This window comes from Clostridium sp. CTA-6, from assembly GCF_054768115.1.
In genome coordinates this window covers 23,788-37,630 of the sequence record NZ_BAAAAU010000008.1, presented here as the reverse complement: position 1 = coordinate 37,630, position 13,843 = coordinate 23,788, and the positions used below count along the sequence as shown (strand labels likewise).

The window sequence follows — 13,843 nt, the reverse complement described above, 5'->3', positions numbered from 1 at the left end:
TTAAAGGTAAAAATAGTATTTAACTAAAATAAATGATAATTGGGTGTTAGAGTTTAAAGATAGAGAGGAAATTTATATTGAACTATATTTAAGGTTGTAATAAGAGGAGATAGGATGAAATAAAAGGAGGTGAACTTTAGTAGGAGAGTATTGATAAAATACTTTTTTGCTAAAGATAACAATATGTTTTATTATGATAGTACATTTTTGATATTGATTCCTGCTATGCTCATAGCGGCTTGGGCTCAATTAAAAGTATCTTCATCTTTTGATAGATACTCAAGGGTTTCAACAGCTAAGGGATATACAGGAGCTCAGGTAGCCAGAATGCTTTTAGATTCTAAAGGACTTTATAATGTACCTGTGGAACTTATACCAGGAAAGCTTTCTGATCATTATGATCCTAGTAAAAGAGTTATGAGACTTTCAAAAGATGTATATTATGGAAATTCAGTGGCATCCATTGGAGTGGCAGCTCACGAAACAGGTCATGCTATACAGCATTTAGAAAGTTATTCTCCCCTTGTAATAAGAAATACTATAGTTCCTATAGTAAATATTAGTTCCCAAGCTTCTTGGATATTGTTTTTTATAGGTATATTAATGGGAGCTTCTAGTCTTACAAGAATAGGTATAATTCTTTTTTCAGCAGTAGTTTTATTTCAACTTATAACATTACCTGTAGAATTTGATGCTTCAAAAAGAGCATTGGTTTTATTAGAAAACAAAGGTATACTATATAAGGAAGAAGTAAATGGAGCAAAAAAAGTTTTAAGTGCAGCGGCTATGACATATGTAGCAGCGGCATTAACGGCTATATCACAATTACTAAGACTTATAGTTTTAAGCAACAGACGAAATGATTAAGAGAAAGGTTTAAGGATATAATGGATAATGCAAGAGAAGTAGCTTTGGATGTATTAAAGGCTGTGTTATATGAAGGTGCTTATTCAAACATAGTTTTAAATAAAAAGCTAAATAAAAGTAATTTAAAGGATAATGACAAGGCCTTAATTACGGAAATAGTTTATGGAACATTAAAATATAAGGAAACTTTAGATATTATAATACAAAGTTATTTAAAAAATCCCATTAAAACTATGGATAAAAATATAGCTAACATATTAAGGATAACTATATATCAAATAAGATATTTAGATAAAATACCTTCCTTTGCTGCAGTAAATGAAGCAGTAGAGATGTCAAAAAAAATATCTATAAAATATTCAAAGTTAGTAAATGGAGTTTTAAGAAATTATATAAGAACTTACAAAAATAAAAAATTTTATGATGATAGAAACAACTTAGAAAAATTTAGCTTTATATATTCCTATCCTAAATGGCTTATAAAAATGTTTATAAGTCAATATGGTATAGAAATAGCAGAAAAAATATTAAAAGGCTTAAATGAAAGACCTAATATAACCGTTAGAGTTAATAATCTAAAAATAGATTATGATGAAGCCTTCGAAAAATTAGATGAATATGGGTATAATATAGAAGAAGGATATATATGTCCAGAGGCTATACAAATAATTAAAGGTAAAAATATAGAAAAAAACCCTTTGTTCATAGAAGGAGATATTACTGTGCAGGATGAAAGTGCAATGCTAGTGGCACCTTCTATGGAACTTACTGAGGAAAGTATAGTTTTAGATTTATGTAGTGCTCCAGGAGGAAAAACTACACATATTTCAGAAATTATAAATAATAAAAGTAAAGTATATGCCTATGATGTACATCAAAATAAGTTATCTTTAATAGAAGAGAATGCTAAAAGATTGGGTATAAAAAATGTAGAAACGGATGTATGTGATGCAGCTATTTTTAATAAGGAGTTAAAAGAAATAGCTCATAGGGTGCTTATGGATGTACCTTGCTCTGGGTTAGGCATTATAAGAAAGAAACCAGAAATAAAATGGACTAAAAATGAAAAAGAAATTAAAAATATTATAGATATACAAAGGAAAATAATGAATAATGGAGCTTCTTATTTGAAAAAAGGAGGTATACTTTTGTATTCTACCTGTACTTTAAATAAAGAAGAAAATGAAGAAAATATAAACTGGTTTTTAAAAAAACATAAAAATTTTAAAATAGAACCTTTATATTATGGAGATGTAGACAATATAATATATCATAAAGAAGGATTTGTATCCATATTGCCTAATGATAAAATGGACGGTTTTTTTATAGCTAAATTGAAGAAATGTTAGTAGGTGTTAAAATGGAAAACATATTAGATTTGACATTAGAAGAGTTAAAAGAGTGGTTAGTTTCTAAAGAAGAAAAGGCCTTTAGAGCAAAACAGATTTTTAATTGGATTTATGATAAGCTTATTTTTGATTTTAATAATATGAAAAACATACCTGAGAAAACTAAGAATTTGCTTTATGATAATTTTTATATTGGTGTACCAAAAGTAGTTAAAAAATTAATATCACAGGATAAAAACACCTATAAGTTTTTATTTGAGTATAAGGATGGAAATATAATAGAATCTGTGGTTATGAAATATAAACATGGAAATTCTATTTGTGTATCTACTCAAGTTGGTTGTAGGATGGGGTGTAAATTTTGTGCATCTACTTTGGATGGCGTTATAAGAAATCTAACTAGTGGAGAAATATTATCTCAAATAATGGCAGCACAAAAAGAAATAGGTGAAAGAATCTCTAACGTGGTTTTAATGGGAAGTGGAGAACCTTTAGATAATTTTGGAAATGTAACTAAATTTTTAGATTCGGTTACATCTGAAAATACACTAAATATAGGACAAAGACATATAACCCTATCTACTTGTGGTATAGTACCCAAAATAAAAGAATTGGCAGATAAAAATTATAATATAACTTTAGCTATATCCCTGCATTCACCAGAGGATTTATTAAGAAAAGAAATGATGCCCATAGCTAATAAATATTCTATAAAAGAGCTTATGGAAGCTTGTGATTATTATATAAATAAAACTAATAGAAGAATAACTTTTGAATATGCATTAGTAAAGGGAAAAAATGATTCTATAAAAGAAGCTAAAGAATTAAGTTCGGTGTTAAGAGGAAAGCTTTGTCATGTTAACTTAATTCCTGTAAATGAAATAAAAGAAAATAGCTATGAAAAGTCTACATCAAAAAATATAGAATCCTTTGGTAATATCTTAAAAGAAAATGGAATAGAAACAACTATAAGAAGGGAAATGGGAGCAGATATAAATGCTGCCTGTGGACAACTAAGAAGAAGTTATGTTTCAAAATAGAGCAAAGGGGTGGAAAATATGTTGGGGATACTATCTGATATAGGTAATGTTAGAGAGATAAATGAAGACTTTGTAGATTACTATGAAGGAGAACGATTTAAAATATATATAGTAGCAGATGGAATGGGAGGCCACAATGCAGGAGAAGTAGCTAGTAAATTAGCAGTAGAAGAAACTATAGACTATGTAAAATATTATGAAGATTTAAAAGATATGAAAACTTTACTTATAGATGCTATAGAATATGCTAATACAAAGATTTATAACTATGCAAAAGAAAAGGAAAAGTTTAAAGGCATGGGAACTACCATAACCTGCTGCATATTAGATAATAATGGTAATATGATTGTAGCTAATGTTGGAGATAGTTCTTGTTATATATTAGCTGAAGGTGGAGTAAAAAAAATAACAAAGGACCATTCCTATGTACAACAATTATTAGATGAAGGAACAATAACAAAGGAAGAGGCAAACACTCACCCTAATAAAAATGTGATTACTAGGGCATTAGGTACAAATTTATTTGTACAAGTGGACACTTTTAATATAAAATTAGATGAAGTTTGTAAGGTACTACTTTGCACAGATGGATTAACTAATTATGCTAATGAACAGGAAATGTGTGATATATTACTACGAAATGAAAAAAACAATAAAGAAACCTGTAAGCAACTAGTAGAACTTAGCAAGTTAAAGGGTGGTAAGGATAACATATCCGTTATTTTGTTTGAAGGAGAGTGTGAATATGATAGGAACCAAATTAGGTAATAGGTATGAACTTCTTGAAAAAGTTGGAGAAGGTGGTATGGCTACAGTTTATAAAGCTAAATGCCATTACTTAAATAGATTTGTTGCGATAAAAATATTAAAGGATCAATTTTGTAGCGACAAGGAATTTGTAGAAAAGTTTAAAAGAGAAGCAACTTCAGTAGCAAGTTTATCAGATAATAATATAGTAAATATTTATGATGTAGGTTCTGAAAATAATATACATTATATAGTTATGGAATATGTAGATGGTAAAACTTTAAAAGAATTGATAGTGGAAAAAGGCAAAATAGAATCTAAGGAAACTGTTAGAATATCAAAACAAATAGCTAGTGCTTTAGTTTGTGCTCATAGAAACAATATTATACATAGAGATATAAAGCCACACAATATATTAGTTACAAAAGAAGGCATCATTAAGGTTACAGATTTTGGTATAGCTAAGGCTTCAAATTCAGCTACTATAACTAATTCTAGTAAAGTAATGGGATCAGCTCATTATTTTTCACCAGAACAAGCTAAAGGGGGATTTGTAGATTCAAGAACTGATATATATTCTTTAGGTATAGTAATGTATGAAATGCTCGTAGGAAAAGTTCCCTTCGATGGAGAAAGTCCTGTATCTGTAGCAGTAAAGCATATACAAAATGAAGTAGTAGCACCAAAAGAAATAGATGATAAAATACCAGAGAGTTTAAATAGTGTAGTACTAAAGTGCTTGGAAAAAAATCCTGTAAAAAGATATCAAACTATAAAAAACTTAGAAGAGGATTTAGCCAGAATAGAAAATAATGAAAGTATATTAAATGGATCTAGTAATATATCAGAAAACGATGTTACTAGAGTAATGGACACAGCGGTTATAAATGACAAAATAAAAGAAATGGCTCAAAATGATGAGTATGAAGATGATGATGAGGAATATGAAGATGATGAGTATGAAGATGAAGAGGATGAAATAGAGGATAAAAAGAAAAGAAGTAATAAGGGTAAAACAAATAAAAAATTAATATTAGGAATAGCTATGGCAGTTTTATTTCTAGTTGTAGGATCTGTATCTGCATACTTGGCCTTCAATAAATCAGGAGGGAAAAAGGTAGAAGTTCCTAATGTAGTAGGACTTACTAAAGAAGAAGCCCAAAAGGTATTAAGTGAGAAAAAATTAAAATTAGTAGTAGCTCAAAAGGTTAAAAATGAAAAAAAGGAAGGAACTATAATAGAATCTTATCCAAAATCCGGTGAAAAAGTAGCAGAAAATTCCGAAGTAAGAGTTAGTATAAGTTCTGGAAATGTAGTAGTTGTGCCTAATTTAAAGGGAATGGAATTAGAGGCCGCTAAAAAAGCAATACAAGATCTTAAATTAAAAGTAGGGAATGTAAAATATGAATTTAATGACAATGTAGCTGCTGGAAAAGTAATAAGTCAAACTCCAGATATAGATGCAGAATTAAAAGAAGGAGAAGAGATTAGTTTAGTTATAAGTAATGGTCCAGAAATTAAATACTCAACAGTACCTAACTTAATAGGAAAATCTATAGATGGAGCTCAAAATGCTTTAGCCAATGCAGGATTATCTATGGGAAGCTCAAAGGCTATTATTACACAAGATCAATCCTTAGATGGTCAAGTGGCATCACAAAGTATAGGTGCAGGCCAAAGTATAAAACAAGGTTCTTCTGTAAGTATATCTTATTATAAATATAAAAAACCAGAAGTAAAACCAGATCCAAAACCAGATACAGATAAGAACCCAGGAACAGACACGGGTAAAAATCCAGGAACAGACACAGGTAAGGATCCAGGAACAGACACAGGTAAGGAGCCAGGAACAGACACAGGTAAGGATCCAGAAAAACCGGATCCAGAAAAGCCAGACCCAGAGAAGCCAGACCCAGAAAAACCAACTAATCCACAAAAATAATATAAATTATTAGAAAGAATATTATAAAATCAAAAAAGTAGGATTATAGAGGGAGTTTGGAATTAATAAAAGTTTCAAGCTATTTAAAATGATAAATTCTTATTTAAAGACAATAACACTCTATCTTTTATAAGATGGAGTGTTATAATCTATAATAATAAGATAAAATATGATTTGTATAAATATTGGAGGTATTATGAAAGGAACTATAATAAAAGGTATAGGTGGATTTTATTATATTAAATTAGATGATAGTGAAGAAATTATAGAATGTAAGGCAAGGGGTAAGTTCAGACATACTGAACTTACCCCTATGATTGGTGATTATGTAGAAATAACTATAGATAAAAATAATAAGGGTGCTATAGAGAAGATATATGATAGAAAAAGTGAATTGTTTAGACCGGCCGTTGCAAATGTAACTCAGGCTTTGGTGGTATTTTCTTTTAAAGATCCTGATATAAATATAGATCTTTTAAATAAGTTTTTACTTTTATGTGAATATAATAATTTGAAAGCTATAGTATGTTTTAATAAAATGGATTTGGTAAATAAAGAAGAATATAAGGATATTATTTTCATGATAGAACAAGCTGGGTATGATATAATATTTTTAAATGCTAAAGAAGAGAAGAATATGGATATAATTAAAAAATTAATAAAAGATAATGTAACTGTATTTTGCGGCCCCTCTGGGGTAGGTAAATCTACCATGTTAAATAAAATTATAGGTAAAGAAACTATGATAACAGGTAATATAAGTGAAAAATTAAAAAGAGGAAAACATACTACTCGTCATAGTGAACTTATATATGTAGATGAAGGATTATTGGTAGATACTCCTGGATTTTCTTCTTTAGATATAAATTTTATGGAAAAGGAAGATTTATTGCATTGTATTCCAGAATTTCGTGATTTTATAGGAGAATGTAAATTTACAGGATGCCTTCATCATAGAGAGCCTAATTGTTCAGTTAAAAAAGCAGTAGAAGAAGGTCATATACACAAAAATAGATATGACTTCTATATAAAAACTTTAGAAGAAATTATGAATAGGAGGAAGAAAAAATGGTAAAAATAGCGCCATCAATACTTTCAGCAGATTTTTCCAAACTAGGAGAGGACATAAAAAATCTAGATAAATATGGGGCAGATGCTATACATATAGATGTAATGGATGGTAGATTCGTTCCTAACATTTCTTTTGGAATTCCAGTAATTAAAAGCATAAGAAATTTAACGAATAAACCTTTTGATGTGCATCTTATGATAGAGGAGCCTTCTAAATATATTGAAGATTTTGCAAAGGCGGGGGCAGACATAGTATCAGTTCATTATGAAGCAGATAAACATATAGATAGAACAATAAATTATATAAAAAGTTTTGGAATAAAGGCAGCGGTGGCTTTAAATCCAGGTACACCTGTAAGTTGTATTAAGGATTTAATTCCTTCTTTAGATATGGTGCTTATTATGTCTGTAAATCCAGGTTTTGGAGGACAAAAATATATTAAATATGCTTCAGAAAAAATAAAGGAAGTTAAGGCTTTAAGTGAAAAATATAATAAGGAATTAATAATAGAAGTGGACGGAGGAGTTACTAAAGATAATATAAAAGAAGTAGCAGATTGTGGTGCTAATCTTTTAGTAGCAGGTTCAGCAGTATTTAAAAATGGGGAAATAGAAAAAAATATAAAGGTGTTAAGAGAGGCATTATAAAATGAAAGCCATAATAATAGCAGGGGGAAAGGCACCTTCTAAAGAACTTTTGAAGGAAGAAATGAAAGATTATTCTTATATAATATGTGCAGATAGTGGTGCTAATTGTCTTTATGAATATGGTATAACACCTGATTTTATATTGGGAGATATGGATTCCATAGATAAAAAAACTTTTTCTTATTTTAAAGAAAAGGGAGTATATATGGACAAATATCCAAAGGATAAAGATTTTACAGATGGGTTAGTAGCTTTAAATAAGGCTATAGAGCTTAAAGCAGATACTATAGCTTTATTAGGATGTATAGGCAATAGAATAGATCATATATTAGGGAATTTAGGATTTTTAGAAATCTGTTTAAAAAATAATATAAAAGCCTATATAAAGGATGAAAATAATGAAATATTTTTAACAGATAAAAATATTTCATTAAAACCTAGAAAATCGAATTATTTTTCATTGCAAGCTTATGGTTCTAATGTGGAAGGAGTTACACTTTTTAATGCTAAATTTCCATTAGAAAACTATACATTAAAAATGGGAGATACCTTAACAACTTCAAATGAATTTACGGATAAAGAATTACATATACACATTAAGAGCGGAACGTTAATTGTTATTATAAGCAAAGATAGTGATGATTAGAGTTTAGTATGAATTTGCAACAAATTTTACTTCAAATTAAAATTATTTGATAATGCCTATATAATAAACTTTATCAATGAAATGGATTTTATATTGTTAGAACAAAAGTATATATTTCTAAAAATTCTATACAAAAATAAAATTAGGGTGTCTTAAAATAGACTTGATTTTAATATAGTAAAGATAAAAAAATACACGTAATAAACCATATGAATAAGCTTTAGAACTTCTTAGTAAAATGAATTGGTTTATGAGTGTATTTTTTATCTTTGAGGCGTTAAAATTAAATCTAAGATATGAATTTTTTAATATTCACATTTTTGTATAGGTTTGCATATTATAGTATATAAGCTATAGGAGGGCATATATATGGGAAGAAAAAGTAACAAAAAATTAGGAATTATAGTTGGCTCTATTGGACTTGGAATAGTTGTTACTATTATAGTACCTATATGGGGATGGCTTTTAGCAGTGGGATTTGGACTTATATATATAGGTTGGTGGATAATGAATAAGTGCAGATAGTGTTAATATAAAATAGCAATTTATAATGATATATATTTTATTATACAGCTGTTAAATTTTATAACAGTTTTTATTTATTGATAAAACATATTAAAGAATTAATTTATGTAGAGGTGTATTATATGAAAATAGTTGCAATAAAGCTTCCCAAATTTTTATCAAATATAATAAAAAAAATAAAAAGAGTTAAAAAATAAAAAACATAAAATAAAAAATGCAATTGTTTAAACAACTGCATTTTTTGTGTTATATAGCACGCTGTACCTTTCCTGAACGTAGGCATCTAGTACAAACATGAACTCTTTTTGGAGTTCCATTAACTATTGCTTTAACTCTCTTTATGTTAGGAGCAAAGGATCTTTTAGATTGACGATGTGAATGGCTGTATTGAACACCGTAAACAACGCCTTTACCACATATTTCGCATTTTCTTGACACTTAAAAACACCTCCCTAAAATTGTGAAGTTTATACTTCTCAATTCAAACATTAATAATTTTACCATAGAATATATGCTATATGCAAGTAAATAGTTTGGAATATAGCAAAAAAAGCATTAATAATAATATATTTCCTTGAATAAATCTCTTATTTAATATAAAATAAACTATATGATATGATATAAGGAGGTTTCTTTCATGATAGGAAAGTTAACTAATGAATATGGACATATAGATTATGCTGAAGATGTAGTTGCTAATATTGTAGGTGTATCTACAATGGAATGTTATGGCGTGGTTGGGATGGCATCTAAAAATGCAACAGATGGTCTTTGGGAACTGATTAAAGGAGAAAGCTTCAATAAAGGGGTTAAAATTCGTGCCGTTGAAGGTAAATTAAACATAGAATTATATATAATAGTAGAATACGGAACTAAAATATCTGTAATAGCTAATAATATTATACAAAAGATAAGATATAACATAGAAAACTATACAGGACTTAAGGTTTCCAGTATTACTGTAAATGTTCAGGGTGTTAGAGTTTAGGAGGTAAGTCATAAATGGAACATATGAAAATAAAAGGTGCAGATTTTTATAATATGGTGATAAATGGGAGTAACAAATTAGAAGAAAAAAAAGAATTTGTAAATTCTCTAAATGTTTTCCCAGTACCAGATGGTGATACAGGAACAAATATGTCTATGACCTTTAGATCTGCGGTAAAAGAAATAGAAGGATTAAAAAAGGAATCCATAGGAGAAATAGCTAAAAAAGTAGCTAAAGGAGCTCTTATGGGAGCTAGAGGTAACTCAGGAGTTATACTATCCCAAATATTTAGAGGAATATCTAAAGGCCTAGAGGATAAGGATGAAGTGAATGCAAGGGAATTTGCAAATGCACTATTAGAGGGATCAAAGTCTGCCTATAAAGCTGTAATGAGACCTACAGAGGGGACTATACTAACAATTATAAGAGCTGCAGGAGAGAGTGCGGTAAAAAGTGAAGCAGAGGATGTAACTTCTTTACTAAAGGATGTTTGTGAACATAGTGAAGTAGTATTAAATAAAACACCAGATATGCTTCCTGTACTAAAAAAGGCAAAGGTAGTAGATGCAGGCGGCCAAGGTTTATTGATAATATTACAGGGAATGTTAGAGGTATTAGATAAGGATCTAGAAGTAGAAATAGGCGGAGAAAACAAAGTCTCTAATACTAGCACTAAAGTTCAACAATATGAAGAGAATATAGAATTTGGATATTGTACAGAATTTTTTGTTATGGCAGAAAATGTAGACGTGGATAAATTCAAAGGCCAATTAGAACCTTTAGGAGATTCTATGATAGTAGTGGCCGCAGATGGCTTAGTAAAAGTTCACATTCATACAAATGATCCAGGAGATATACTTTCTAAAGCTATAAAGCTTGGCCCACTTTCTAAAATAAAAATAGATAACATGAGAGAGCAGCATCAACATATAATAGATATGAGTAGCGAAGAAAATAAAGTGGAAAAAGAAGACAGTGAATTAAAAAAATATGGATTTATATCTGTAGCATTAGGAGAAGGCATAACAGAAATATTTAAAGATTTGGGTGTAGATGAAGTTATAGAAGGCGGTCAAACTATGAATCCAAGTACAGAGGATATAGTTAAGGCTATAAATAAAATAAATGCGGAAAATATATTTATACTACCAAATAATAAAAATATAATTATGGCAGCTACACAAGCAGCAGAGTTGTCAGAAAAAAATATAATAGTTATACCTACAAAAACTATACCACAAGGCATAACAAGTATAACAATGTTTAATCCAGAGGCAGAATCAAAAGAAAATGAAAATAACATGAAGGAAGCTATAAAAGCAGTAGCTACAGGTTCTATAACTTATGCAGTTAGGGATACAGAAATGGACGGAAAAATAATTAAAGAAAATGATATACTAGGCTTAATAGAAGGAAAAATATCTGAAGTAGGAAAGGATATTTTTGAAGTTTCAAAAGCTGTCTTAGAAGAAATGATAAATGAAGATAGTGAACTTATAAGTATATTCTATGGAAAAGATTGTGATGAAGAAAAGGTAGAAGAATTTATAGAAGAATTAGAAGGAAAATATGAAGATTTAGATATTCAATGTTATAATGGAAAACAACCATTATATTACTTTATAATGTCTGTAGAATAAAAAAAGCCTAAGGGCTTTTTTTATTGTATTTAAAGTTTATTTATACAATTTAAATTTCTATTACTTCTTTATAAAAAAATAATATTGGGAAGGGATTCTTAGTTTAGGTTAAAGTTTTTTTAGAAGGAATATTTATCTTAAATTTAGAAGAATTTGTTCTTTACTATAGAATCCTTTATATAGGAGGAAGTTTATGAATGTATATAGTCCTATAACTACATTAAAAGGAGTTGGCCCTAAAACTAAAGAACAATTAGAAAAATGTATGATATTTAATATAATGGATTTACTTTTGTATTTCCCAAGAGATTATGAATTTATAGATAACTATAGTAAAGATAAGTTATCAAATAAAAAAGTAATAATTAAAGTACAGGTAGAAAATATAAAAAGAGATGTAAGAACAAGAACAGGTAAAATTTTAACTACAATTATATTTAATGATGGAGAGAAAGCTATAGTTGGTAGTTGGTTTAATCAACCCTATATTAAAAATTACTTTAAAATAGGTGAAGAATATATACTTCAGGGAAGTTTAAGAGAATATAGGGGAACTTTAACTATAAATAATGCTCAAATATTAAAGAATAAATATGCAGAAAAAGTAGAGGAAAGAAAAATAATTCCTAAATATCCTTTAAAGGGAGATTTAAAAAATAATTTGTTAATAAAACTTGTAAATAGTGCCTTGGGAAATATTGCTATAGGTGAGAATTTACCTAGATGGCTTATAGAAAAATATAAGTTTATATCCTTAGACAAGTCTATAAGAACTATACATAAGCCAGAAAATCAGAAAGAATTAGAAGAGTCTATAAGAAGATTAAAATTTCAAGAGTTATTAGCATATTGTTTAAAAATAGCTTCTTTAAAGGAATACTTGAAAACAGCTACAGAGGGGATAGCTTTTAAAGTTTTAGAAGAAACAAGTGATATTATAAGATCATTACCTTTTAAACTAACTAATGCTCAAAATAGAGTTTTAGAGGAAATATTTAAAGATCAAAAAAAAGAAAAACCAATGAATAGACTTTTACAGGGAGATGTAGGTAGTGGTAAAACTATTATAGCTTTAATTTGTCTTTTTAATGTGATAAAAAATGGATATCAAGGAGTAATGTTAGCTCCTACAGAAATATTAGCAATTCAACATTATGAAGAAGCTTTAAAATTATTTAAAGATTTTAATTTAAACATAGCGCTTTTGGTAGGAAGTGTAAAAGCATCTTTAAAAAAAGAGATAAAAGAAAAGCTTAAAAAAGGAGAAATAGATTTAATAATAGGTACTCATGCTTTAATTGAGGATGATGTGGAATTTTATAATTTAGGTATGGTTATAACAGATGAGCAACACCGTTTTGGGGTTATGCAAAGAAGTAAAATGTTAAATAAGGGAAGAAGTATAGATACTTTAGTTATGAGTGCAACCCCTATACCAAGAACTCTTACTTTGAGCTTATACGGAGATTTAGACTTATCTATTATAGATGAACTTCCACCTGGAAGAAAAAAGATAGATACCTATTATGTAAATGATAGCTATAGAAAAAGAGTGTATAACTTTGCACTAAAAGAAATAAATGATGGGAGACAGGTATATATAGTTTGTCCTCTAGTAGAAGAAAAGGAAGAATTGAATTTAAATTCTGTAGAAAAATTATATAATGATTTGAAAGAGGATTATTTTAAAGAAGTGGAAATTGCTATTTTACATGGTAAAATGAAAGGAAAAGAAAAAGATGCTATTATGAAGGAGTTTAAAGAAGGGAAAATAAAAGCTCTAATATCCACTACTGTTATAGAAGTAGGGGTAAATGTACCTAATGCTACTTTAATGATTATAGAAAATGCGGAGAGATTTGGATTAGCTCAACTTCATCAATTAAGGGGAAGAGTAGGTAGAGGGAAATATAAATCCTATTGTATATTAATTGCTAAAGTGAAAAATGATATTATAAGAAAAAGAATGGAAATAATGAAAAGTAGTAATGATGGTTTTTTTGTGGCAGAGGAAGATTTAAAGCTAAGAGGCGGAGGAGAGATATTTGGATTTAGACAGCATGGTTCTAGTAATTTACTTCTAGCTGATGTAATAGAGGATATACATTTACTCAAAATAGCTAATGTTGAAAGCAAAAAAATAATAGATAGTAATAGTGAAGAGGATAATAAAATAAAAGAAGAAGTAAAGACCAAAATAAAAAATAATTCGAAGTTTATATGTTTTAATTAAGATAACAAATTTCTACAAATTACTATAAATAATTTTGTATGGTAATAATTTATATGTTAAAATAATAAGGATTAAGTTATTTTTACACTCAAATCTGACTTATTTATAAGAAAAGGATTTCTAAATGTGAGATTTAGAAGAACTTAT

The 13,843-nt window shown here is 28.4% G+C and carries 14 protein-coding genes; 13 read left to right on the top strand and 1 reads right to left on the bottom strand.

Annotated features, from left to right (window positions below):
• The first annotated feature begins 183 nt into the window (after nt 1-183).
• From ACYUDJ_RS13250 to spoVM, 10 genes are all read left to right on the top strand, one after another.
• Nucleotides 184-867, top strand: a complete 684-nt coding sequence (locus ACYUDJ_RS13250; RefSeq protein WP_003484714.1) for a zinc metallopeptidase — start codon at nt 184-186, stop codon at nt 865-867.
• Nucleotides 868-887: 20 nt separating this feature from the next.
• Nucleotides 888-2,216, top strand: coding sequence for a 16S rRNA (cytosine(967)-C(5))-methyltransferase RsmB (gene rsmB / locus ACYUDJ_RS13245; protein WP_003484717.1), 1,329 nt, complete (start codon nt 888-890; stop codon nt 2,214-2,216).
• An 11-nt stretch (nt 2,217-2,227) separates the two neighbouring features.
• On the top strand, nt 2,228-3,256 hold the full coding sequence (rlmN, locus tag ACYUDJ_RS13240) for a dual-specificity RNA methyltransferase RlmN (RefSeq protein WP_030035726.1): 1,029 nt from the start codon (nt 2,228-2,230) through the stop codon (nt 3,254-3,256).
• An 18-nt stretch (nt 3,257-3,274) separates the two neighbouring features.
• Complete coding sequence (locus ACYUDJ_RS13235) at nt 3,275-4,024, top strand: Stp1/IreP family PP2C-type Ser/Thr phosphatase (protein ID WP_003484720.1); 750 nt, start codon at nt 3,275-3,277, stop codon at nt 4,022-4,024.
• Nucleotides 4,002-5,945, top strand: a complete 1,944-nt coding sequence (pknB, locus tag ACYUDJ_RS13230) for a Stk1 family PASTA domain-containing Ser/Thr kinase (RefSeq protein WP_003484721.1) — start codon at nt 4,002-4,004, stop codon at nt 5,943-5,945. The genes ACYUDJ_RS13235 and pknB overlap by 23 nt, the downstream gene beginning before the upstream one ends.
• Nucleotides 5,946-6,141: 196 nt before the next feature.
• Nucleotides 6,142-7,020 (top strand): ribosome small subunit-dependent GTPase A, encoded by an 879-nt coding sequence (gene rsgA / locus ACYUDJ_RS13225; protein WP_042384662.1) that lies wholly within the window; start codon nt 6,142-6,144, stop codon nt 7,018-7,020.
• Entirely contained in the window at nt 7,014-7,664 is a 651-nt protein-coding gene (gene rpe, locus ACYUDJ_RS13220) for a ribulose-phosphate 3-epimerase (protein ID WP_003484725.1), read from the top strand. Before rsgA ends, rpe begins: the two co-directional genes overlap by 7 nt.
• Before the next feature lies 1 nt (nt 7,665).
• The gene (locus tag ACYUDJ_RS13215) at nt 7,666-8,310 is read left to right on the top strand and encodes a thiamine diphosphokinase (RefSeq protein ID WP_003484727.1); all 645 of its coding nucleotides are present in this window, start codon (nt 7,666-7,668) and stop codon (nt 8,308-8,310) included.
• A gap of 369 nt (nt 8,311-8,679) precedes the next feature.
• Complete coding sequence (locus ACYUDJ_RS13210; RefSeq protein WP_003484729.1) at nt 8,680-8,835, top strand: hypothetical protein; 156 nt, start codon at nt 8,680-8,682, stop codon at nt 8,833-8,835.
• 122 nt (nt 8,836-8,957) lie between these two features.
• On the top strand, nt 8,958-9,032 hold the full coding sequence (gene spoVM / locus ACYUDJ_RS13205; protein WP_098927334.1) for a stage V sporulation protein SpoVM: 75 nt from the start codon (nt 8,958-8,960) through the stop codon (nt 9,030-9,032).
• 49 nt (nt 9,033-9,081) lie between these two features.
• On the opposite strand, the gene rpmB is transcribed toward spoVM, so the two are convergent.
• Nucleotides 9,082-9,273: a 50S ribosomal protein L28 gene (gene rpmB / locus ACYUDJ_RS13200; protein ID WP_003395976.1), complete on the bottom strand. Its 192-nt coding sequence runs from the start codon at nt 9,271-9,273 to the stop codon at nt 9,082-9,084.
• A gap of 199 nt (nt 9,274-9,472) precedes the next feature.
• Between rpmB and ACYUDJ_RS13195 the strand changes: the two genes are divergently transcribed.
• From ACYUDJ_RS13195 to recG, 3 genes are all read left to right on the top strand, one after another.
• Entirely contained in the window at nt 9,473-9,823 is a 351-nt protein-coding gene (locus ACYUDJ_RS13195; RefSeq protein WP_003395974.1) for an Asp23/Gls24 family envelope stress response protein, read from the top strand.
• 14 nt (nt 9,824-9,837) lie between these two features.
• Complete coding sequence (locus ACYUDJ_RS13190) at nt 9,838-11,463, top strand: DAK2 domain-containing protein (protein WP_003484734.1); 1,626 nt, start codon at nt 9,838-9,840, stop codon at nt 11,461-11,463.
• A gap of 193 nt (nt 11,464-11,656) precedes the next feature.
• Nucleotides 11,657-13,696, top strand: a complete 2,040-nt coding sequence (gene recG / locus ACYUDJ_RS13185; RefSeq protein WP_003484736.1) for an ATP-dependent DNA helicase RecG — start codon at nt 11,657-11,659, stop codon at nt 13,694-13,696.
• The last annotated feature ends 147 nt before the right edge of the window (nt 13,697-13,843 follow it).

What these genes read in the sequence shown, in the direction of transcription:
- rpe (WP_003484725.1), top strand. Translation starts at nt 7,014, where the DNA reads ATGGTAAAAATAGCGCCATCAATACTTTCAGCAGATTTTTCCAAACTA.
- rsmB (WP_003484717.1), top strand. Translation starts at nt 888, where the DNA reads ATGGATAATGCAAGAGAAGTAGCTTTGGATGTATTAAAGGCTGTGTTA.
- ACYUDJ_RS13215 (WP_003484727.1), top strand. Translation starts at nt 7,666, where the DNA reads ATGAAAGCCATAATAATAGCAGGGGGAAAGGCACCTTCTAAAGAACTT.
- ACYUDJ_RS13195 (WP_003395974.1), top strand. Translation starts at nt 9,473, where the DNA reads ATGATAGGAAAGTTAACTAATGAATATGGACATATAGATTATGCTGAA.
- rlmN (WP_030035726.1), top strand. Translation starts at nt 2,228, where the DNA reads ATGGAAAACATATTAGATTTGACATTAGAAGAGTTAAAAGAGTGGTTA.
- rsgA (WP_042384662.1), top strand. Translation starts at nt 6,142, where the DNA reads ATGAAAGGAACTATAATAAAAGGTATAGGTGGATTTTATTATATTAAA.
- ACYUDJ_RS13235 (WP_003484720.1), top strand. Translation starts at nt 3,275, where the DNA reads ATGTTGGGGATACTATCTGATATAGGTAATGTTAGAGAGATAAATGAA.
- recG (WP_003484736.1), top strand. Translation starts at nt 11,657, where the DNA reads ATGAATGTATATAGTCCTATAACTACATTAAAAGGAGTTGGCCCTAAA.
- ACYUDJ_RS13210 (WP_003484729.1), top strand. Translation starts at nt 8,680, where the DNA reads ATGGGAAGAAAAAGTAACAAAAAATTAGGAATTATAGTTGGCTCTATT.
- ACYUDJ_RS13190 (WP_003484734.1), top strand. Translation starts at nt 9,838, where the DNA reads ATGGAACATATGAAAATAAAAGGTGCAGATTTTTATAATATGGTGATA.
- ACYUDJ_RS13250 (WP_003484714.1), top strand. Translation starts at nt 184, where the DNA reads ATGTTTTATTATGATAGTACATTTTTGATATTGATTCCTGCTATGCTC.
- pknB (WP_003484721.1), top strand. Translation starts at nt 4,002, where the DNA reads ATGATAGGAACCAAATTAGGTAATAGGTATGAACTTCTTGAAAAAGTT.